The 21,942-nt window shown below is 27.2% G+C and carries 23 protein-coding genes and 3 tRNA genes; 11 read left to right on the top strand and 15 right to left on the bottom strand.

The window, feature by feature from the left end; genetic code table 11:
- Positions 1 to 9 precede the first annotated feature (9 nt).
- On the top strand, positions 10 to 579 hold the full coding sequence (locus OY14_01010; protein ID AJA90037.1) for a methyltransferase: 570 nt from the start codon (positions 10 to 12) through the stop codon (positions 577 to 579).
- Here the strand turns inward: OY14_01010 and OY14_01005 are convergent.
- The 7 genes from OY14_01005 to OY14_00975 form a co-directional block, all read right to left on the bottom strand.
- Positions 557 to 2,134: a hypothetical protein gene (locus tag OY14_01005; GenBank protein AJA90036.1), complete on the bottom strand. Its 1,578-nt coding sequence runs from the start codon at positions 2,132 to 2,134 to the stop codon at positions 557 to 559. The two genes, OY14_01010 and OY14_01005, sit on opposite strands and share 23 nt — an antisense overlap.
- A gap of 28 nt (positions 2,135 to 2,162) precedes the next feature.
- A tRNA-Phe gene (locus tag OY14_01000) sits at positions 2,163 to 2,235 on the bottom strand.
- Positions 2,236 to 2,254: 19 nt separating this feature from the next.
- A tRNA-Phe gene (locus OY14_00995) sits at positions 2,255 to 2,327 on the bottom strand.
- Positions 2,328 to 2,531: 204 nt separating this feature from the next.
- Complete coding sequence (locus tag OY14_00990) at positions 2,532 to 3,503, bottom strand: membane protease HflC (GenBank protein AJA90035.1); 972 nt, start codon at positions 3,501 to 3,503, stop codon at positions 2,532 to 2,534.
- Complete coding sequence (locus OY14_00985; protein ID AJA90034.1) at positions 3,504 to 4,439, bottom strand: membrane protease HflK; 936 nt, start codon at positions 4,437 to 4,439, stop codon at positions 3,504 to 3,506.
- A 46-nt stretch (positions 4,440 to 4,485) separates the two neighbouring features.
- On the bottom strand, positions 4,486 to 5,724 hold the full coding sequence (locus tag OY14_00980) for a hemolysin (protein AJA90033.1): 1,239 nt from the start codon (positions 5,722 to 5,724) through the stop codon (positions 4,486 to 4,488).
- 87 nt (positions 5,725 to 5,811) lie between these two features.
- A tRNA-Cys gene (locus OY14_00975) sits at positions 5,812 to 5,884 on the bottom strand.
- Positions 5,885 to 5,998: 114 nt separating this feature from the next.
- Here OY14_00975 and OY14_00970 point away from each other — a divergent pair.
- Positions 5,999 to 7,510, top strand: coding sequence for a UDP-N-acetylmuramyl peptide synthase (locus OY14_00970; protein AJA90032.1), 1,512 nt, complete (start codon positions 5,999 to 6,001; stop codon positions 7,508 to 7,510).
- A 16-nt stretch (positions 7,511 to 7,526) separates the two neighbouring features.
- The gene (locus OY14_00965; protein ID AJA90031.1) at positions 7,527 to 8,612 is read left to right on the top strand and encodes a D-alanyl-alanine synthetase A; all 1,086 of its coding nucleotides are present in this window, start codon (positions 7,527 to 7,529) and stop codon (positions 8,610 to 8,612) included.
- Here the strand turns inward: OY14_00965 and OY14_00960 are convergent.
- Genes OY14_00960 through OY14_00945 form a run of 4 tightly spaced genes read right to left on the bottom strand, consistent with a single transcriptional unit; the run spans position 8,609 to position 14,758 of the window.
- Complete coding sequence (locus OY14_00960; protein ID AJA90030.1) at positions 8,609 to 10,867, bottom strand: membrane protein; 2,259 nt, start codon at positions 10,865 to 10,867, stop codon at positions 8,609 to 8,611. The two genes, OY14_00965 and OY14_00960, sit on opposite strands and share 4 nt — an antisense overlap.
- The gene (locus tag OY14_00955; protein AJA90029.1) at positions 10,857 to 12,860 is read right to left on the bottom strand and encodes a guanosine-3',5'-bis(diphosphate) 3'-pyrophosphohydrolase; all 2,004 of its coding nucleotides are present in this window, start codon (positions 12,858 to 12,860) and stop codon (positions 10,857 to 10,859) included. Before OY14_00955 ends, OY14_00960 begins: the two co-directional genes overlap by 11 nt.
- The gene (locus OY14_00950) at positions 12,844 to 13,677 is read right to left on the bottom strand and encodes an SAM-dependent methyltransferase (GenBank protein AJA90028.1); all 834 of its coding nucleotides are present in this window, start codon (positions 13,675 to 13,677) and stop codon (positions 12,844 to 12,846) included. Before OY14_00950 ends, OY14_00955 begins: the two co-directional genes overlap by 17 nt.
- Positions 13,678 to 13,684: 7 nt before the next feature.
- The gene (locus tag OY14_00945) at positions 13,685 to 14,758 is read right to left on the bottom strand and encodes a peptide chain release factor 1 (protein ID AJA90027.1); all 1,074 of its coding nucleotides are present in this window, start codon (positions 14,756 to 14,758) and stop codon (positions 13,685 to 13,687) included.
- Between the two features lie 309 nt (positions 14,759 to 15,067).
- On the opposite strand from OY14_00945, the gene OY14_00940 reads away from it, so the two are divergent.
- Positions 15,068 to 16,207, top strand: coding sequence for a hypothetical protein (locus OY14_00940; GenBank protein ID AJA90026.1), 1,140 nt, complete (start codon positions 15,068 to 15,070; stop codon positions 16,205 to 16,207).
- A complete protein-coding gene (locus OY14_00935) occupies positions 16,204 to 17,010 on the top strand; it encodes a hydrolase (protein AJA90025.1) in 807 nt (268 codons plus the stop codon). Before OY14_00940 ends, OY14_00935 begins: the two co-directional genes overlap by 4 nt.
- A gap of 48 nt (positions 17,011 to 17,058) precedes the next feature.
- Here OY14_00935 and OY14_00930 read toward each other — a convergent pair whose 3' ends face one another.
- Positions 17,059 to 17,799 (bottom strand): hypothetical protein, encoded by a 741-nt coding sequence (locus OY14_00930; GenBank protein AJA90024.1) that lies wholly within the window; start codon positions 17,797 to 17,799, stop codon positions 17,059 to 17,061.
- A gap of 1 nt (position 17,800) precedes the next feature.
- Positions 17,801 to 18,454, bottom strand: a complete 654-nt coding sequence (locus OY14_00925) for a membrane protein (GenBank protein ID AJA90633.1) — start codon at positions 18,452 to 18,454, stop codon at positions 17,801 to 17,803.
- A gap of 185 nt (positions 18,455 to 18,639) precedes the next feature.
- On the opposite strand from OY14_00925, the gene OY14_00920 reads away from it, so the two are divergent.
- From OY14_00920 to OY14_00895, 6 genes are all read left to right on the top strand, one after another.
- Complete coding sequence (locus tag OY14_00920) at positions 18,640 to 19,200, top strand: translation initiation factor IF-3 (protein AJA90023.1); 561 nt, start codon at positions 18,640 to 18,642, stop codon at positions 19,198 to 19,200.
- Positions 19,201 to 19,218: 18 nt separating this feature from the next.
- The gene (locus OY14_00915; protein AJA90022.1) at positions 19,219 to 19,419 is read left to right on the top strand and encodes a 50S ribosomal protein L35; all 201 of its coding nucleotides are present in this window, start codon (positions 19,219 to 19,221) and stop codon (positions 19,417 to 19,419) included.
- A gap of 20 nt (positions 19,420 to 19,439) precedes the next feature.
- Positions 19,440 to 19,787 (top strand): 50S ribosomal protein L20, encoded by a 348-nt coding sequence (locus tag OY14_00910; GenBank protein AJA90021.1) that lies wholly within the window; start codon positions 19,440 to 19,442, stop codon positions 19,785 to 19,787.
- Positions 19,788 to 20,000: 213 nt separating this feature from the next.
- Entirely contained in the window at positions 20,001 to 20,261 is a 261-nt protein-coding gene (locus tag OY14_00905) for a hypothetical protein (protein AJA90020.1), read from the top strand.
- Positions 20,258 to 20,671, top strand: coding sequence for an ATP-binding protein (locus tag OY14_00900; protein ID AJA90019.1), 414 nt, complete (start codon positions 20,258 to 20,260; stop codon positions 20,669 to 20,671). The genes OY14_00905 and OY14_00900 overlap by 4 nt, the downstream gene beginning before the upstream one ends.
- A complete protein-coding gene (locus OY14_00895) occupies positions 20,664 to 21,317 on the top strand; it encodes a glycoprotease (GenBank protein AJA90018.1) in 654 nt (217 codons plus the stop codon). Before OY14_00900 ends, OY14_00895 begins: the two co-directional genes overlap by 8 nt.
- Here the strand turns inward: OY14_00895 and OY14_00890 are convergent.
- On the bottom strand, positions 21,301 to 21,546 hold the full coding sequence (locus OY14_00890) for a carbon storage regulator (protein ID AJA90017.1): 246 nt from the start codon (positions 21,544 to 21,546) through the stop codon (positions 21,301 to 21,303). The genes OY14_00895 and OY14_00890 overlap by 17 nt on opposite strands.
- Before the next feature lie 2 nt (positions 21,547 to 21,548).
- Complete coding sequence (locus OY14_00885) at positions 21,549 to 21,941, bottom strand: flagellar assembly protein FliW (protein ID AJA90016.1); 393 nt, start codon at positions 21,939 to 21,941, stop codon at positions 21,549 to 21,551.
- Position 21,942 lies beyond the last annotated feature (1 nt).

Raw genomic sequence — 21,942 nt, 5'->3', positions numbered from 1 at the left:
GTATATTTAATGTTTTTTAAAATTGGTTTAAAATCTTCATTTATGTATGTAAGTTCGGGTAAATATAAAGGTAGAAAAGTTTTATTTCCTAAAACAGGTGGTGTTCGCCCCGTGATGTCTCTTGTCAGAGAAGCATTTTTTTCTATTATTTTTAAAGATATTATTAACTCAAAATTTCTAGATGTTTTTGCGGGAACTGGAATAATGTCTGTTGAAGCTCTTAGTAGGGGAGCCGGACTTGCTCACCTTGTCGAATGTAATAAAAAAACTAAAATTGCATTAGTGAAAAATTTTAGTTTTGTTGAAGAACCTTATAGGTTTTTTTTCCAAACAGCAGAAGATTTTTTGGGCAAAAAAGATCTTTTTTATGATTTTATTTATCTTGATCCCCCTTTTAATTATAAAAATAAAGTTAACTTACTTGAGATTATTTTAAAAGGTAAAATTTTAAACGATAAAGTTAATATTATTATGCATTGTCCTTTTAGCGAGGATTTGGATATAAATACATCAAAGCTTTCAGTTTATAATTTGAAAAGATATGGAGGATCAAAACTTATTTTTTTGAGAATACTGTAGGATTTAATTTTCTTTCATCACTAAAGAGAATAAGTTGTATTTCATTTTTATTTAATTCTGGAATGTTATTTTTTATTACAAAATCATCAATATTTTTTAATGGATTTTTTTTGTAATTTCCATTTGCATCTTTGATTAAAATTTCCTTGTTGCCAAAATCCATTATTATTTCTCCTATTTTGTAAGTTTGTTCTTTTTTGTTTATTATCGATAAATTTGGCATAATGTCCATTTTGTATTCAATAACAGCAGCTTTAAAAAGATTCTCAGCGGTATCTTTTTTGCTTATACTTAGTATTTGTCCATAATCAAAAGGTGCAAGTATTGTTAAAAAATTTTCTAGCATTTTAATGTCAAATTTTTTGTTTTTTGTCTGCTCGTTTGGGTCTTTTCTACTCCAACAATATTCTCCGCTATTTTCTATTAAGAACTTAACAGTTTCTAAAGGATTGACGCTTTCTTTTAGTATTATTGGATTTACCAATTCATCGTAAGTATCTATTATGCAAAAAATTCTAACAAGTTCATGAATAAATTTGTTTGATTTTGATTGTGGATATCCTGTGGCATCAAGGTAGTCTTTTTGTCCATTGATTATCATTTTTGTAATGGCTGAAATATCTTCTCTTGTTCTAAATAAATTCTTAGCAATGTTAATATTTTTTTCCAAGTATTCTATTTTTAATTTGTGTTGTTCTTTTAAATTTTTGTCTTTAAGACTGATCTTATTTCCTATGCTTTCTAATATTGTTATATGCATTAATCCTATTGAATGTAGCAATGAACCGAGTGCAGCTTGTAGTATCATGTCTTCTGCATAAAAAAACTCTGTAAATTCGGTATATTCAGTTTTGTCAAGGAAAAATTTGACAGTTGAACGAGGAGCATTTTGTAAAGATCTTATTTTGTTCAAATTTGCGATTGTAATTAGAAAATAAATTGTTGTGTCAACTGAGTGTAGTAATATTGAATCGCCTTCTGTTTTAACTTTTCCTTTAAAAAATTCGAAGTCTCTTCTAGCAGAATATAAATATAATTTTTTTAAAGTTTTTTTATCTTTAAGGTTTTCTTTTGTTCTAATTTTTTGGACATCAAAATAATGATATATTTCTAATAAGATTTTTTGCAAAGATATTATCTTGTGTCTTGGCAGTATTTTAAAGCTTCCTTCCAATATTTCTTTCCAATAAATTTGATTAGGCTCAGTCTCCATTAACGTATTTATTTTCATGAGTGGTTTTTTACCTTTGTTAAAAAATATTGGGTCGTCTTCTTTAAAGGGTTTATATACGTCTTTTAGATTATCTATTAGCTTTTCTCTTAAATAGTTAAGGTCATCATTTAAAATGTCTTCATTTATTTTTTTTATCAGGTCTTCATATGATACATTTTCTTCTTTTTTTATTACGGGAATGTATGGCGTATTACCTTTAGAGAGAATTTTAATAATTTTTTCAGTTACTCTTGTGCCAAGTTTTGATAAATTTCCTATTCCTGCAAAAATTATGTCTTTTTCACTTAGGTCTTTTATTTGCTTTATTTCTTTAAGTATCACTTTGGAATCCTTTTAATCTTTAAATAAATGTCGCCGAGGAGAATCGAACTCCTGACACAAGGATTTTCAGTCCTATGCTCTACCAACTGAGCTACAGCGACAATTGCAATTTAATTAATATGCTGCCGAGGAGAATCGAACTCCTGACACAAGGATTTTCAGTCCTATGCTCTACCAACTGAGCTACAGCAGCCTTTTTATTCTAATACTTTAATTTTTTCATAAGTATATATGTTTGTCAACTCTTTAAAAATTTTGATTTTCAATATAGTGCTAAAAGATGGTTTATAGCTAGTTTTGAATTTGAAAATAAACACCGCTATTTTAATTTAAAATAACAGTGTTTTAGGATTTTTACTTTACAGTTATTTAAAGAAAAAATTTATAAACTAAATTGTCAATTTCTATTGTGCAGATATTTAAAGAAATCCATGTCTGTTGAGAAGATTTTTCTTTTATCTTTTAATACTGCTTTATAGCTTTCTAATGCTTGCCAAAATTTGTAAAATCCAATATTTTTACCATATGCATTTGAATAAATTATTGCAGCTTCCCGGTCTCCCTCAGCTTTTATTTTTGCAGCAGTGGCTTTTGCTTCGCTTAATAACTTTAGCTTTTCTTTTTCTATGCTTCCAAGAATTTCTGTTTTTTCAGCAAGTCCCATACTTCTTTGTTCTTCTGCTATTTGTTGTCTTTCTGAAATCATTCTGTTGTTTACAGATTCAATAAGGCTTGGATCATAAGTAACTTTTCTGATTAGTACATCTACAATCTCAATTCCGATATCCTTGGTATTGCCATTTGCTATACTAATTATTTCTTTTTCTATTATCTTTCGTCCTTTTGTTATTTTATAGATACTATCAATTTTTGCTTCTTGTGGAGTTAATACTCCATTAGCTAAGCGTTGAATTGGATCGTTTGAGCTTCTTATGATTTCAAGCAAAGGATATTTTGCAATAACACCTCTAACAGCTGGTTCAATTGCTGCGTCAATTCTTATGTAAGCTCTATTCATTGTTTTTATTGTTGTATAAAATTTATTTATGTCTGCAATTTTCCATCTAGCTGTTGTATCGATCCATATTAATTGCTTTTCTTCTCCCCCTGTCGGAATTCTTTGAGGTTCTCCATCCCATCTAAGAATAATTTTAGGGAATATTTGTACATTCTCAATTAATGGGATTTTGTATTTAAGTCCAGCTAAATTTTCAGTTCTTTGAATCTTTCCAAGTCGAGTGGTTATTGAAATTTCATTTTCTTTTAAAATATAAATTGGTTGGAAAATAGACAAAATAGTTAAGCAAATTACTACTGTAAAAGTTATAATTTTTGCAGTAGACAATAAAAAATTTATTATAAATTTCATTTATTTTACCTCTTTAAATGGTAGGAAATTTTTTAAGTTTTTATCAATTATTTCAATATTATCTTTGTTTTCAAGTATTTCTCTCATAGTTTCATTGTAAAGTCTTTCTTTTGTAATATCAGGATTTTTTGTGTAAGCATCTAGTATGGCATTAAAAATTTCTGTGTCTGCTAGTGCATTGTTTATTCTACTTTCTTTGTATCCTCGGGCCTCTTCAATAACTTTTAATGCTTCACCTTTAATTTTTGGAACTATTTGATTAAATTCTTTTTTCCCCTCATTAATGAATTTATTTTTGTCTTGAATGGCTATGTTTACATCCTCAAAAGCTTCGTAAACTTTGCCTTTTGGGGGTAGGGCATTTCTAATTTGTACTTGCACTACATCAATTCCCAAATTGTAATTATCAATTATTTCATTCATGGAAGATTTAACGCCTTCTGTTACTCCTACTCTGTTATCATTGATTATTTCAAAAATGGTATTATCTCCAATCAATCTATTCATCGACGATTTTGCAATGTCTTTAATTGTTGTCTCAGGATCTTCTACTTTAAACTTGAATGAATAAGGATCTCTTATTTTGTATTGCACTAGCCATTCGATATTTATGATATTCAAATCGCCAGTAATAATCATACCCTCATCGTTAACATTATCACTTTCTCTGATGTTGTTTGGAGATATTATAAATCCAAATTTAATTTCTTGGACTATTTTGACTGGCACAATAAATTTTTCTTCAATTAATGGAATCTTTACATGTATTCCTGAGTCAAGAGTTCTGTTAAGTTTGCCAAGACGAAGTACAATCGCTTCTTCTGATGGTCCAACTATGAATATGTTTGCAATAATTATTATTGATACTAGTATTAAAGTAATAATAATTATCAAGTATTCATAAGTTTTATTAAAAATTTGTTTTATGTCAAACATTTGTTTCTCCCAATGTTTTTAATTATTTTGTAAACGACTTTTATCGCTACTTTTTAGATTTGATAAAAGTTATTGTTTCAATTTTATTGTTTTGAATTTCCTTAATAAAATATTCCCCATCTTTTGTTTTTACTGTTTCTTCTTTTGTTGGTATTTTATCAAGTAGATCTATTAAGTAACCCCCAATTGTATTTGTGTATTCTTTGTGCTTAATAGATATTCCAATTGTCTCTTCAATCTCGTCAAAAGTAGTTTCGCCAAGTATTAAGTAAGTATTGTCGTTAATTTTGGTAATTAGAGTTTTTTCTTCTTTAATGTCATATTCATCAGAGATTGCTCCAAAAATTTTTTCTACTATATCTTCTATTGTAAGTATTCCTGAGAAACCGCCATACTCGTCAATTACGATTGCCATTATTTTTTGTTTTTTCCTCATAATATCTAGTATGTCTTTTATTCTTTTGTTTTGTTGTACAAATACAGCTGGTTTAATAAATTGAGAAACGTTTTTATTCATATCCTTTTTATTGATTTCGATGAGGTCTTTAGCTATTAAAATTCCAATTATTTGTTCTCTGTTTTGTCCTTTGTATATAGGAATTCTGGAGTATCCTTCTTCTTTGATCAATTTAATTACATCTTTTAGTTTCGATGAGCTTGAGAGTGAAAAAACCTCTGTTCTGTGAGTCATTATCTCAGAAGCTCTTACTTGATCTATGTCTAACATTTTTTGCATAAATATTCTAGAGTCGTTTTTTAAAATTCCTAAATTTCCTGCTAAAGAGAGCATGCTTTTTATGCTTTCTTTAGTCATTTTATGGCTTGTTTTAATTTTTAAGATATTTAATATTTTTTTTATTATTTCGTTTATTATATATATTAATGGACCAAATAAGAAAATTAATGGTTTTAAAAAAAATGAAGTTGATAAGGCAATAATTTCATTATTTAGAATTGCAATTTGTTTTGGAAGTATTTCTGCAAAAATTAAAACGATTATTGTGATTAGACCTGTTGAAATTGCAAGGGCGCTATTTCCATATTTTTCAAGTACAAATTTTGTTGTAAGTGTGGTTGCAACAATATTTGATATGTTGTTGCCAATAAGAATGGTGGTGATTAATTTTGAATGTGATTGAACCAGGTTGTATACCGATATTCCTGATTTGCCTTTTTTTCTTAGATCTTGTATCTGAATTATGCTTAAAGAAGTGTAAGCTGTTTCGGATGCTGAGAAAATGGCAGATAATATTATAAATAGTAATATCACGATTAATTCTAACATATATGTATTATTTTAATTTATCTTTAATAAAAATGCTTTAAATTGCATATCCTAAGCAATAAAAATATTTTTGACTTGGTTTTTAGAAGGCGCTGACCGGAATCGAACCGGCGAATCAAAGTTTTGCAGACTTCTCCCTTAGCCACTTGGGTACAGCGCCTTGTAACATTGCTTAGTTTATTAAAAAAATAGAAAATTGTAAATATATTTTCTGTTGAAGCATAATTTTAAATTTCTTAGCTATTTTTATTAGTTTTATGTAAAATTTTAATGTATGAATAAAAAACTTAATGATGTTTTATTAAAATTAGATCAGGATTTAATAAAACATGTAAAAGGTTCTCTTGATTTAGAGATATTAGGAGCTACTTACAGTTCTAAATTGGTTTTATCCGGGTACGTGTTTTTTGCTCTTTCAGGAATCCATTTTGATGGACATGATTTTATTGAAATGGCAATTCAAAAGGGTAGCAATGTTATTGTGTATTCAAGAGATTTAGATTTTTACAGATCCAATGTTACTTATATTAAGGTAGATGGTTTAAACATAAGAAAATTTATGTCTAATTTTTCAAATGTTTTTTATGATGAGCCTTCAAAAAAATTAAAAGTTATTGGAGTTACTGGTACTGACGGTAAAAGTTCTGTTTGTTATTATATATACTTACTTTTTAAAAAAAAGGGCGTTAAAGTAGGTTTTATATCGACAGTCTTTTTTGATGATGGGAGTGGGAGTTTGATTAAAAATCCTTATAGGCAATCAACTCCTGAGTCTACAGAAATACATTTAATTTTAAGCAATATGGTTAGAAATGGCGTTCAATATGCAATTCTTGAATCCACTTCTCATGGGCTTGATCTTGAAACAGCAAGGCTTATTGATGTTAATTATTTTGCTGTTGTTTTTACTAATATTGGACATGAACATCTTGAATTTCATGGTACAATCCAAAATTATTTAAATGTGAAATTAGGCCTTTTTCGATCTGTTAAGGATGACGATGGTTTTGGTGTTGTTAATCTTGACGACTCTTATTCTTCTGAGTTTAAGAACGCTGTTAAAAAGTCTTTTACTTATAGCTTAAAAAGTAGCCAAGCAGATTTTTTTGTCAGTTTTATTGATGAAAAAATAGATTCTACCAGATTTGAATTTTATTACAAAGGAGTTAAATATTCTGCTAATGTCAACCTATTGGGGAGCTTTAATGTTGAGAATATAATGGCTGCTCTTATTGTAGTTTCTCAAATTTTAAATAGCGATATTCAAGAAATTGTTGACAAGCTTATTTGCATTAAAAGTCTTGATGGTCGTATGGATAGCATTAATTTGGGGCAAAATTTTTCTGTAATCATTGATTATGCTCATACCCCGGGTGCTTTTTCTAAACTTTTCCCTATTTTTAAAAGATTTGCTAAAAATAGATTGATTGCTGTTTTTGGTTCTGCAGGAGAAAGAGATGTTGCAAAAAGATTTTTGCAAGGACAAATTTCAGATATTTATTCTGATTTAATAGTGCTTTGCGATGAGGATCCAAGAGGTGAGAATAGCATGTGTATAATTAAAGATATTGCGAAAGGAATTGTGAATAAAGTTGTAAATCAGAATTTATTTCTTATTCCTAATAGAAGGCAGGCTATTGAAAAAGCAATAAGTCTTGCAAAGGCAGGAGATTTGGTTGTAGCTTTAGGCAAAGGCCATGAAAGTTCAATAATTTATGAAAATAGAGAAATTTTTTGGAATGAAAAAGAGATAGTTAAAAATGCTATTTCAAGTTTAGAGAAATAAGAAAAGGAGGATCTACTTGAAAAAAAATCTTATGTTAATATTTGGCGGTGTTTCTTTTGAACATGAAATTTCTTGTAAATCTGCTTATAGCATTTATTTAGCTCTTTTAGGCCTAAATAAATACAATGTTTATCCTGTTTATATTGATAAGTTTACAGGTATTTGGTATTTACTAGATTCTGTTTCTGAGTCTCCAAAACCTCTTAATATAGATGTTTTGCCTACTGTTAGTTTATTGCCGGGTTTTGGAATTTTTTCAAATAATAAAAATCTTGGAATTGATGTTGTTTTTCCTGTTGTTCATGGAAGAACTGGAGAAGATGGTGCTATTCAAGGAATTTTAAAAGTTATGGACATTCCTTGCGTTGGTGCTGGTATTTTAGGAAGCGCCATTTCTAGTAATAAGTATTTTTGCAAACTTTTGCTTAAAAGTTTTAATATTCCTTTAGTGCCTTTTATTGGATTTAGACAATATGATTATCTTTTAGACAAAGAGGATGTAAAAAGAAATGTAAAGGAAGTTTTAGGCTATCCCGTTATTGTTAAGCCTGCAATATTAGGATCTTCGATTGGAATAAATGTGGCTTATGATGAAAATCAGATTGAATCTTTTATTGATGAAGCTTTAAAGTATGACCTTACTATTGTAATAGAGAAATTTATTGATGCTAGAGAGATTGAATGTTCTATTATTGGGAACGAAAAGATGAAAATATTTTCTCCTGGGGAAGTTGTTGTTCAGGATTTTATATTTTATGACTATGATGCCAAATATTCTGTTATGCCCGGGAATTCTATTATCTTTAACATTCCTGCAAACCTTGAAACAAATCAGTTATTAACTATTAAAGAGTATGCCTTTATTGCTTATAAGAATTTAGAACTCAGAGGTATGGCAAGAGTTGATTTTTTTGTTGAAAAAAAATCAGGAGCAATTTATCTTAATGAAATAAATACTATTCCAGGATTTACTGATATATCTATGTTTTCTAAAATGTGTGGTCATGATGGTCTTCAGTTTAAAGATTTGGTAGACAGTTTAATTGATTATGCTTTTCAAAGTTATATTAATAGGAAAAAAAGGATTAATTTTGAATATTAATTTAATTTTAAAGTTTTTAGATTTTCAATCTCTTTATCATCTTTTAGTTTGAAATATTCAAGATTTTTATATTTTTCTGCTTTAGGCAATATCCCTGAATATTTTATCCTGCAAGAGTAATTTATTTTTATATTTTTTTCTTCTTTATTAGTGGTTTTATTGTAAATTTTAACTTGATTTTTTTTAGTATGAAGATTTGCAAATGCTTCATATGCTATGTCATCTTGAGATTTAAGAGTGAATGCAATTGTTGTTTTTTTAGAATTAATATTTTTAAGTGAAAAGATAATTTTATTAGCTAATATTTTATAAGGAGTATTACTTTGATAAATTATTAGCTTAGATGCGTTTTTAAAATGCAGCTCGATTTGATTTGCAATTTTTTGAGTAACTAAATCTATGCTATAAACAGCTCTTTCTGCTATATCTATTTTTTTAAAATCAATATTCATTAAGTCATCATCGGCTTTAATGCTAGTTTTTAATGTTTTTTCGTTTGCTTGTAAGGTTAAGTTAAAATCATTTGAAATTATTTGGATGGGATTTTTATTACCTTTTAGGTATTCGATTTTTATTTTATTTGTTTTTTCTGGAAAGCTAACTGTTTGTTCTATTTGTATTTCATGTTTTTTATCAATATTGCTAGATATTATGATTGCAATTATTAAAAAAAAAGTTACAAGACTAAGTTTTTCAGCTTTTTTAAAATTTTGTTTTATTTTTGAAAACTTGGATTTTAAATGTTCGGAGATGTTAATAAGTATAGTAGAAAAAAGACAAATTGAGATTATATAGCTTAGCGTAAGTGTGTTAGTGATTGATGTAGTATTTTGTATTAATGTTGTTAATACAAAATTGATTATCCAAATGGTTATTACTGTTATTTTTTGGATGATATTATTTTTGTTTGGTTTTATTAATAGCAGGATGCTTTTTATAATAATTATTAATATAAATTCTATTTTAATAAACATTAATATTATTAGTTCGACAATAGAGGTTGATATTGCCAGATATTTAAGTTGTCTTGAATTTAAATGTATTGTGAAATTATATGTGAAAAGAGATAAAAGATTATGTATAAGTAAAGTTGCAAAAAAAGTTATAAGATATTTAGGATTTGTTATGTTATAGGCTGTTGTGTTGTCATAGTTTACAAATATTTTATTTGTAATTAATAGCGATAGATATGTGCTTAAAAATAGGGTAAAAAATAATCTTACCAATTTGTAGTAATTATTTTTTACTTTCTTTATTACCAATCCAGCTTCTTTAAATTTTCTAATAAATACGATTATAATCAAATTGTAACAAATGTAAATTAATGCTATTAAAGCAATTTCATTGATTATTATTTTTTTAAAAGGTGCATCAATTATAATGTAGTGTATCTCATCAGTATTTTTACTTTTGTACTCACTAGTTAATGCCTCTTCGATTGATTTATAAATTTCAAAAATAGTATTTTTATTTCGGGTTAATATAGACTTTAAATTGTTATTTATTATCAAAAATGGTATTGATTCATCCCGATATAGATTATATAAATTGTTTAATTTTTTTTCAGTTATTTTTGTTGTATTAAAATCAAGTTTATTTTTTTCAAAATTTTTTATAATAGCTTTTAAAAATTCCAAGTTTGTTTTTGAATTTGTTATGTAAGATTCATTTTCTAAGCAAATTTTATTTTTTATTTTATTTTCGCTTAGCATTAGGTATATTGTATTTGTATTTTTCCCTAAATAATTATTGCTAAGCAAAATTCTGCTGCTAATTATTGTATTTTGTTCTAAAGAATCATCTTCAATAAAAAAAAAATTTAGATTGTTTTCAGGGTTAGTATTTTTAAGTTTACTCAAAAACTCAATAGCAATTCCAATTGCTAAATTATTTTTTAAATTATTTTGTATTTTAATCGGAATGATTATATTGTAAGTAGATACACTTTTGCCTTTAATTTTGGAATGTATTATTTTTTGCGAATATCCAATAAATCCAATTTCTTGTAAAGAATATTCCATATATTTAATTTCATTTGTATTAAAATATTCTTTTATATAATTAAAAGTGTTTATTATTTTTTCTTGTCCTTTACTTAATTGATTAATTTTTTTAATATGCGCCTTTATATTCTTTTCAGTTTCTATGCTTGTAATTTTATTGTTTAAATTGGATATATTTTTTTCTATCTTATTTGGTGCAATAGGGGCGCTTGTTGGGTTAATTAATAACAATAATAATATTTTAATTATCATAATTTTTAATGTCTTCTTCTACTTGCATTATTTGTAAGATATTTGGGTTTTCTTTTAAAGCAGAAATAATTTTTGTTATATTTTTAGTATTTGATGAGACTATTATGTTTGTTATTCCATGTCCATTTCCACAATCCTCTATTTTTTCACTAATAAGTCTCACATCATTGATTGTAAAAATGTTTTCAAGATAACTAAATATTCCTTTTAATTCTTTTAAAAGTAAAATAATATGATGTACTTTTCTAGTTGGTGTTGCTTCCCACTCAACTTCAATCAATTGATTTTTTTTATAGTATTTGAGCTTTTGGCAATTTTCATTATGCACTAATATCTCATCTTTATGTATTATTCCGATAATATCTTCACCTGTTGTAGGATTGCATTCAGAGTCTATTGCAATTCTTTTTATTTTGTTTTTGGTATAAGATTTGAATAAGCTAAAAAGCTTTCTTTGTTCTTTATTTGCTCCAACAAGATAAGCAATAATATTGTTGTCTACAAGAATTGTGTTGTCATTTTTGTTAAGCCATGATCTGATTTTTGATCTTGCCTTTTTTGTTCTCACACTGTTTAGCCATATTACATCTGGTTTTGAGTCTTTTGATGTGAATATTTCAACAATTTGTTCGTTTTTGAGTGGCTTTGTAATTGAGCTTATTTTTCCATTTATTTTTGCATAAAGAGCTTGGTCTCCAATATCTGTGTGTATTATGTATGCAAAGTCAATTGAATTTGATCCAAATGGAAGCTCTACTACTTCTCCTTCTGGAGTGTAGACATATATGAATGTATTTAATAGTTCTTTATGTATATCATTCATTGAATATTGACTTTTATTAGCTGATTCTTGTTGCCATTTTTTTATGCGATTTATAAATGAAAGATCATCAGCTTTAAGCTCAATTTGTTCTTTATATATCCAATGGGCTGCAACCCCATAATTAGCAATTCTGTCCATTTCTTCTGTTCGAATTTGTATTTCAATAAGTTGGTTGTCCTCAGGTATCCTTACAGTCGTGTGTAGTGATTGATATTTATTTTCTTTTGGACTTGCAATGTAATCTTTAAGTCTTCCTGGGATTGGTTTCCACACTCTGTGAACAATTTCTAATATCTCGTAGCATTCTTTTTGTTTTTTGCAAATTATTCTTATTCCTAGAGTATCAAAAATTTGAGTAAGTTTGTTTGTTCTTGTTTGCATTTTTCTAAATATTGAATAAAAGTGTTTAGATCTTACTGTAATTTCGGCTTCAATCCCGCTTTTTTGAAGTTCTTTTTCTATTGATAATTTACCTTTATATAATTTTTTTTCTCTTTCTATTTTTGTCTCAGATAGAAAATTTTTGATCTCTTTATATTCTTTAGGATAAAGGTGCTTAAATGAGAGATCCTCAAGATATGTTTTAAGAGATGAGATTCCAAGACGCTCTGCTATTGGAACATAAGTTGAAAGGCAATCTTTTGCAATCCTGTCTTGTCTATTTTTAGGCAAATAAGATAGAGTTGTCATATTATGAAGTTTATCTGCCAATTTTATTATTATTATTCTAATGTCATGCGTCATTGCAAAAAACATTTTTGAAATAGTATTAGCTTCTTTTATGCTTCTAGTTTTATTGTGTAAATCATGAATTTTAGTTACACCATCTATTAAGCTTAAAATTTCCTCGTCAAATTCTTTTACGATTTCTTCTTTTTCAATATTGGTATCTTCAAGTACATCATGGAGTAGTCCGGCAATAGTTGCTTTAAAATCTAGTTGGAATTTAGCAAGAAATAATGAAACCATTATTGGATGAATAATATAAGGTTCTCCACTTTCTCTGTATTGGCCACAATGAAGCTGTTCTGCTATTTCTAAAGCTTTGAATATGTTTTTCCGTTCAAATTCGTCCTTGTAAGTACTCTCAACTGTTTTTTTGAAAATATTTCTAGCTTTTTCAAGATCATTTATTTTTATTAAATGTGCAATCTCATATGCTTGTATCATTTCTTTTTCCTAACACTAGTGCTCTTTCTCTGTTTTCAAGATCATAAATGGTTTTTAGATATAAAAATCCTTTTTTGTTTGCAAAATCTCTTAAACCTTTTATTTGCCAAGGAGCTGATTCTATTATTATCAATCCATTTGGGCTGAGTTTTTCTTTTGCTTGCGTTAGTATTTTTTTAGAAATCTTAAGCCCGTCTTTTCCAAATCCTAGAAGAGCTTTTGTGGGTTCTTTTAGGATTTTATTTTTCATTTCTAATTCTTTTTTGTTTAAATAAGGGGGATTTGTAATAATTATATCGAGCTTTCCCTTTATACATTCTAGCAAATCAGAGCATAGTATTTCTACAAATTTTTCAAGCTTAAGCTTTTTTGTATTTTTTGCAACTATTTGCAAAGCTTTTGTTGAAATATCTGAGAGTATTACTTTTTTTTGTGTGTAATGGGCAATAGAAAGTCCTATGCACCCGCTGCCGCAACATAAGTCTAATATTTTTTTCAAGCTATTTTGTTGGATTTGAATTAAGGCTTCTTCTACTAAGCATTCTGTATCAAATCTTGGAATTAAGACGTGCTTGTTTAGAATAAATTCAATTCCCATAAATTCCTTCTTTTGTAATATGTAATGAATGGGAGTTCCTTTTTCTATTTTATCTATTTGATCAAAAAAAAGTTTTTTTTCTCTTTTTGTTAAGTCTTTTTTTATATTTGCAATTATTAACTCTTTTTTTGTTTTTAAAATTAATTCAAGTATTAGTAGTGATTCTATTGTATCTAAATTTTTACTTTTAGCATAATTTATGACTTCGTTTATATTCATTTTACTATTATATGTTGTTATTTTTTAATGTTTGTTCTTGGAGCTCTATTGCCAAAGGATCAAGAAGCGAATCGAGTTCTCCTTGCATAAATTCTTCTAGCTTATGAAGAGTAATGTTTGCTCTATGATCTGTTATTCTATTTTGAGGAAAATTATAGGTTCTAATTCTTTCAGATCTATCTCCTGAGCCAACTTGTTGTTTTCTATTGTTTGATCTTTGTTCTTGTTTTTTGGAATCTTCAAATTCATAAAGTCTTGCTCTTAGTATTTTCATTGCTTGATCTTTGTTTTTATGCTGGCTTCTTTCGTTTTGGCACTGTACAACAATTCCTGTTGGCAGATGTGTTATTCTGACTGCAGAATCGGTTGTGTTGACGTGTTGTCCACCAGCTCCAGATGATCTATAAACATCAATTCTTAAATCTTTTTCATTAATATCAATTTCAGTTTCTTCAATATTAGGTAGTACTGCCACTGTGGCAGCTGAGGTTTGAAGTCTTCCGTTAGATTCTGTTACAGGGATTCTTTGCACTCTATGAACACCACTTTCGTATTTTAATTTTTTAAAGACATCTTTTCCTTTAATTTCAAAGATTACCTCTTTAAATCCCCCAAGTTCTGTTTCATTGAAGTTTATAATTTCTGTTTTCCATTTTTTTTTCTCTGAATATTTTATATACATACTATATAGATTATTTGCAAAAAGAGCAGCTTCTTCTCCACCTGTTCCAGCTCTAATTTCAATTATTATATTTTTACTATCATTTTCATCTTGAGGCAATAGTAGCATTTTTATTTGATGCTCAAGCTCTTCTTTTTTTTTACTCAGATCAATGATTTCTTGTTTGATTAGTTCTTTCATTTCCTGTTGCTCTTCTTTTTCTAAGATGCTTTTGTTATCATTAATCTGACTTAATATTTTTTCGTATTCAATTTTTTTAGTATTTATTTTTTCTAAATATGTGTATTCTTTTATTATTTTCGAATACTCTTTTTGATTTTTAATTAGATTTGCATCTTGCAATTTTTCTTCTATCGATTTAATCTTACTTGTTGCTGAATTTAATTTTTCTAAAAGCATTATGATTTCTCCTGAAAGATAGTAATAGTTTATATTAATTTTAATTTTTTTTGTTAGACTTTTATCAAGTTTTGCATTAGGACGCTTTTTTATGTTTTATTTCAACAGTTTTTTAAAAGCTGTTTTTATGGAATAAATTATATTTTTTTCATGTTTTTTTATATAATGAATGTTATTAAGTTGGATATTAAAGTTGCATTCGGTTTTGTTGTATTTGTATCTAAATTGAGCTTTACGTATTATTTATTTGTGGTGTGTTCAAGATGGTTAAAGTTATATCTTTGATAAACCGATTTAAAAGGGGTATTTATGTTGAATGAAAAATTTTTGGATGATTTGGGAGATCTTTCAAGCATTTCTGATGATCAGCTTCTTGATGTCACTGAGAAATCAAAAAGAGGGTATCAGTTAATCAAAGAAGAAAGGCTTTCTGAGGCAGAAAGTTTATTTTCTGATATCCTTGAAAAGGATAATGAGAATAATTATGCTCTTGTTGGACTTGGCGACGTTGAAAGGAAGAAGAATAACTACGATAAAGCAATAGTTTATTATCAAAGATGTCTTGTAAAGCATCCAAGCAATAATTATGCTCTTTTTGGACTTGGAGATTGTTATAGAAATTTGGATAATTACAAAAAAGCTACAGATGTATGGGAAGAGTATTTAAAATATGACTCTGAGAATATAACGGTTTTGACAAGAGTTGCTTCATCTTATAGGAAGTTAAAAAATTTTCAAAAATCCAAGCAAACTTATCTTAAGGTAATGGAATTAATGCCTGAGAATGATTATGCGCTTGTAGGTATTGGCCATCTGTATTACGACTTTAAAGAATATAAGGAGGCTTTAAAGTATTGGCTTAAAATGTATGAATTAAATCAATCTAAAGTTGATGTTCGAGTATTAACTTCAATTGGTAATTGTTATCGTAAGTTAAAGGAATTTACCAGAGGAATTTATTTTTTTAAAAAAGCTTTAGAAATTTCGCCTAGCAATTTTTATGCTATTTTTGGACTTGCTGATTGTTACAGGGGGAATAAGGAATATAAAGAGGCTTTAAAATATTGGCTTAATATTATTGAAAAAGATCCAAAAAACAATTTGGTTCTTACAAGAGTAGGAGATGCGTATCGATATTTGAATGATTATGAAAATTCTCAAATTTATTATAAAAAAGCCCTTGATGTTGATTTTGATATGTTTGCTATACTTGGACTTGCGCTTCTTCAAAAGGAACAAGGTAAATATGAAGAAGCATTAATAGCTATTAAAAGTTTAATTAAAAACAACCCTAAAAATTCAACATTATATGTTAGTGCTGCCGAATGTTATGAAGCATTGGGGCAGATTGGAAACGCTATTGATATTTTATCAAGCTTTTTACATCTTGGCATGAGAAATGTTGCTATTATTGATTACCTTTCAGTTCTTAGGAAAAAAATGGAATGATGGACTGCTTGCTTGAAACTGAAAAATCTATTTTTTTTGATAAATTAATAGATACCCATGTTCATTTTTATGAATTAAAGAGAAGATCTTTGGATGTTAATTGTATTATTAGCGAGTGTTTTAAAAACGGCTTTTCTTATTTTATTGACGTTGGTTTGCATCCTAATGATTTTAATAATAGAAAAAATCTTTTAAGCGCTTATTCTAATGTGTTTTTAACAGCGGGTATTCATCCCTTAAATTTAGATGATAATTTTAAAGATGATATTAATCAGCTTGAAAAAATTTTAATTAGTGAGGATATTATTGCTGTTGGTGAGATAGGTCTTGATTATTTCAAAGCAGATAACAAGAAATTCCAAATTAAAATGTTTGAAGAGCAGTTATATTTGGCTAGTAAATATAAAAAGCCAGTTATTTTACACATAAGAGATGCCTATGATGATGCTTATAATATTGTAAGGTCTTTAAATTTTTTGAATAGAGGTATATTGCATTGCTATTCGGGAACTTATGAGTGTGCTAAAAAATTTATTGATTTAGGATTTAAAGTTTCTTTTTCAGGCAATATAACTTTTAGAAATTCAGAATCTTTAAGGACTGTTGTTGGGAAATTAAATACCAATGATCTTTTAATAGAAACGGACAGTCCTTTTTTAGCTCCAGTGCCATTAAGAGGTAAAATAAATTCACCGTTGTTTTTAGGATATGTGTGTCTTGAGATTGCAAGGATTAAAAATTGCTCTGTTGATGATGTTACTCTTGCTCTTTACAATAGCTTTAAAGATTTATTATTGCATTAAGCTGTTCATTTATAATTATTTATTTACACGTTTTATTATTAGTTGTACTTATTGCTTGTAAATACTAAATTCGTATTGAAAATTTTTTTCAATATCTTTTACTATTTTTATCAAATCAAATTCTTTAAGAGTGATTGCGTATTTTAGCTTAATAATGTTCAGGTCTTTTCTTGTATTACCAATTAATATAAATTTTATATTTTTGAAAAAAGGCGAATTTGAGATTTTTTTCAAAATAATATTATTATCCCTTAAGGAGAATAATATTATTGTTTCTATTTCAGGAGTAATTAATGTTTTTATGTAGGATATGTTTCTTTCGTTTATTAGCGTAATATTAACATTTTTTTCTTTACCCTTTTTTTCCAAGTATTCAAGGTCTTCATTATTTAAGGATTTGTCTCTCAATAGTAATGTTTTTTGGAGATTTGTAGGGTTTTCGTTAAGCAAGAAATCAATAGATTTTTTTAGAGAAAATTTTATTTTTGATAAATGAAAAATTTTTTCTTTAAGTCTTGTGGTATTTAGTATTTCATTATTAGATTTGTGGGTTAATAGTATTTTCTTTGTTGTTTCAAGTCTGTCTTTTGCAATTTCTAAATTTTTGTCATTTATAAACAGTATTTCGTTTTTTATGAATGGAGTTTTTTGGATTTCAAAAAAATATTCAGTTGCGTCTGAGAAAATTATTGCGTAATTAAATTGTTTTTCAATGATTGAAGATTTTTTGCATCCTTGTGTTAAAATCGATAACATCGCTATTATAGTAAGCGTTTTTGGGCTGGGCATTTTATTTCCTGGTATGTTTATTATTTATTGCAATAGATAATAAAACTAATGCAAATATTATTAAAGCATAAATGCTCATATTGATTAGAATTAATGTTTTTAAAGTTGCAATAAATAATCCTAATAATAGGATAGGCAAAAAAATCATTTTGTATTCTTTTGTTGAGCAGTTTTGGCATTTTTTAATTTTCTTTTCAAAGATTACAGCTGATAGTATTAATTCTATTGCATTAAGTATTGGCAATTCAATATATTCGTAGATTCCAAAAATTTTGCTATTTAAAATTACTATTTCCAAGTTTTTGGAAAATGTTAGTCCAAATGCGAAATATGTAAGAATTGTTAAATTTTTTTTAAATGGAGAATTTTCGTTTAGAGTAAAAAAAAATATAAATATTAATAAAGGGAATATATAGTAGTATAAGTGATCTTTGATGAATATTGAAATTCCCAAATTTACTCTTGATGTGTAATTTAATTCAAATGGTCTGTATAGGATAAATTCTTGAGTTAAATAAAGAAAAGCAAAAATTGTTATTGCAAAAAATATTATTAAAGCATGAGCTTGGGTGTTTTTTGGTTTTGTTTGCTTTAACTGAGTATTCATATAAATTTTTAATACTATCGGTAAACTTGTTAATAAAAATAAACTCATTGTAAGTATAATTTTACTTTTAAACATGTTTTTAATCAATCAATAGACTAAAAACTTGTTTAATTTAATATTTATTGTATTGCTTTTCCTAAACATTTTTCTTAGAATTTACTTTTTAGTGAATGTATATTAAAATTAAGTATTAATATACATTATTAATTGATTTAGGAGTATATATTTTTTAGATGATAAATAGAAATGCCAATAGAGATAGGGATAGGTCCAGATCAAGTGACAAGGAATTGAAAATTAATTACAGAATTAAAGCTCGTGAGGTAAGAGTTATTTTTGAAAATGGAACACAAGAGGTTTTATTGATTGAAGATGCTATTAGAAAAGCAAAAGAAGCTGAACTTGATTTAGTTGAAGTTTCTCCTAATGTGTCTCCCCCGGTTTGTAAGATTATTGATTATGGAAAATATAAATTCCATCAAGAAAAGCGTCAAAAAGAGCAAAAGAAAAATCAAAAGATAATTAAACTTAAAGAAGTTAGAATGCAACCTAAGATAGATGCTCATGACCTTGATTTTAAATCAAAAAACATTTTAAGTTTTCTCAAAGATGGAAATAAAGTTAAAGTTACAATAAGGTTTAGAGGGCGCGAACTTGCTCATACATATTTGGGGTATGGTATTTTAAATAGTATTCTTGAGAAAGTAGGGGATACAAATTATGTTTTGGAGTCTGCGGCTAAAATGGAAGGCAAGACAATGTTTTTGATTGTTGCGCCTAAGTTTAAAAAATAAATATTAAAGGGGATAAAAATGGCAAATAAGATGAAAACACGTAAAAGTGCAAAAAAAAGATATTCTTTTACTGTAAATGGTAAGGTTAAGCATAAAAAACAAAATTTAAGGCATATTTTGACAAAAAAATCTTCTAAGCGTAAGAGAAATTTAAGAAAATCAGGCAATCTTTCTTGTTTTGAAGTTAAAAGAATTAAAACTTTATTACCTTATGGTTAAAATAATTTTAGGAGATAGATATGGCTAGAGTTAAGAATGGCACAGTGCATGTTGCAAGGCGTAAGCGAATTTTAAAAAAGACAAAAGGTTTTTGGGGTACAAAAAAGAGCAATTACAAAAAGGCTAAGGATACTTTGAGAAAAGGTATGATGTATGCCACAAGAGATAGAAAAGCTAGAAAGAGAGATTTTAGACGTTTATGGATTTCAAGGATTTCAGCTGCTTTAAGTGATATCGGGGTTAGTTATTCAAGATTTATTGAGGGTTTGTCGAAGTCTAATATAAAGATTAATAGAAAGATTTTGTCTAATTTGGCAATTGAAGATGTTGAAGCTTTCAAAAAAGTTGTTTTAGAAATAAGAAAATAGAAAAAAACTCCTGGGAGGTTTAATTTTTAAGAATTAGAGTTATTTTTTTGCGACATCTCATTAAAATTGGGAATTTGAATATTTTTTAGTCAATGATAGCTAAAAAGCAATTCAAAGGTTAAGAATAAAAATTCCATCTTGAAAAATAGCGCTAAATAAAAATGTTCTTATGTTGGCTTTTTGGGAGTTTAATTTATTTTAAGGATTATTATTGTGCAGCTTATTTCTCTTGATAATATTGAGAAGCAAGATAGTTTTATTTATTATAGAAATGTGTATTTTGCTGATGTTGTTTATAAGTATAATGATATTCTAGAAACCAAAAAAGTAAAGTTTGTAATTGAGGCTACACCTTTGGGGGAAAAGCATATCACTATTGATTTTTTAGATCTTTTAAATTATCCCGTTTTAAAGTTAATGGTTGCGATTAAAAGACTTGTAATTGATTTGGAGTTTAAAGGTAAACTTCCTTGATTTTAGAATTTAAATCAGAAAAGAAAATGACAAATTTTTCCAAATCTTTTTTTTCTCCTTTACCAATTAGTAAGATATTTGCATTAAGTGGTGATATGGGATCTGGAAAAACTAGCTTTTTAAAGGGGCTTGCCCTTAATCTTGGAATTTCTTATTTTACAAGTCCAACTTATAATATTGTTAGTGTTTATGACTTTGTAGATTTTAAGTTTTATCATATTGATTTATATAGGTTGTCTTCTTTGGAAGAATTTGAGCTTATTGGGGGGGAAGAAATATTTATGGATCTTGATTCAATTATTGCTATTGAATGGCCTAAAATTGTTTACGATATTATTCCAAAAGATAGACTATTTTCTTTAAATTTTAAAATAGTTGATTCAGGCAGGGTTATAGAATTTAATGGTTAATGCGCTTGCATTTGAATATTCATATAAAGCCTTAATAGTTCATTGCAAAGTGAACAATAAAAATTTTTCATTGGTGGAACCTAAATCAAATTTTAATTTTAGTGTTCCAAAAATTTTCAGTGATTTTGTATTTAAAAATAACATTGATCTTAATCAAATTGAATTAATTGTAAATTCTTGTGGACCAGGTTCTTTTACCGGTCTTAGGATTAGTCTGAGTTTCGTCAAAGGTCTTGCCCTGGGTCTTTCTATTCCTTTTGTCAATATTTCTACATTAGATGTTTTTGCAAATTCAGTTAAAAACAATTCTAGTGTAATTGTTTTAGCCTTTACTGCCGGTAAATATTTTATTGGGCGTTATGAAAATTTCAAATTGATAGGAAAGGTTTTGTGTGTTTCTAGGGAAGATTTGTTTGAATATTTAAGTCAGGTTGATCCAAATTCAGTGCTTATTGGGAACAATCTTGAGAGTGTTTGTAAAGAATCCAATTATAAATTTAAAATAATTGAAGATTTAAATTCTTTTGGAAGAATTTTGACAGAACTTGGGATAGCTAAATACTTAAAAAATCATAAAAGCGATGATATTTTATCGGGGCCTTTTTATATAAGGCCGAGTGATGCAGAGCTTAATTTTCATTCTTAAAATAATGATTGAATAGATTTTTAATTTTGCTTATATTGTACTTGTCTTTCAGTATTGATTTTTTATTTTCTTCTATAATAAATTCATAAATTTCAGATCTAAATATCTTGATGTTTTCAGGAGCCTTAATTGCTATTTTAACAGTATCTTTTTTTATCTCTAATATTAAAACTTCAATATTAGAATTTATTTTAATACTTTCATTTACTTTTCTTGACAATACTAGCATTTTTATTCCTTGAAAACTTTATGGCGTAGTGAGTATTTTTCATCTGTGCATATAGCTTGTTTCCCAAGTAATTTTTTTTTGTTTATTATGATTGGCGCTTTTAGATTAGCTGTAATGTCTTTATAATCATTTACATGCATATTAATTATACATAGTATAACTTTTTCATCTTCTGATTTTGCTTTAATGTCTGACCAATCTTTTTCTTGAATATTTGGTAAGTATTCGCTTAAAAAATTAAAAGGAGATGTTACTAAAAAACTTACGTCTTTATTGATGGACTGCATAATAGAAAAAGGCTTATGTTTAGAGTCTTTTATTATGAATTTTTTAATGTTTTCAAATCCAAGTATTCCTTCAGGGAAATTAAATCCTATGCTTTTTCCATTTATCATT

This window comes from Borreliella chilensis (assembly GCA_000808095.1).
Lineage (GTDB): Bacteria > Spirochaetota > Spirochaetia > Borreliales > Borreliaceae > Borreliella > Borreliella chilensis.
Note: the sequence above shows the minus strand (reverse complement) of the source record. Positions and strands in the feature narration are given on the sequence as shown.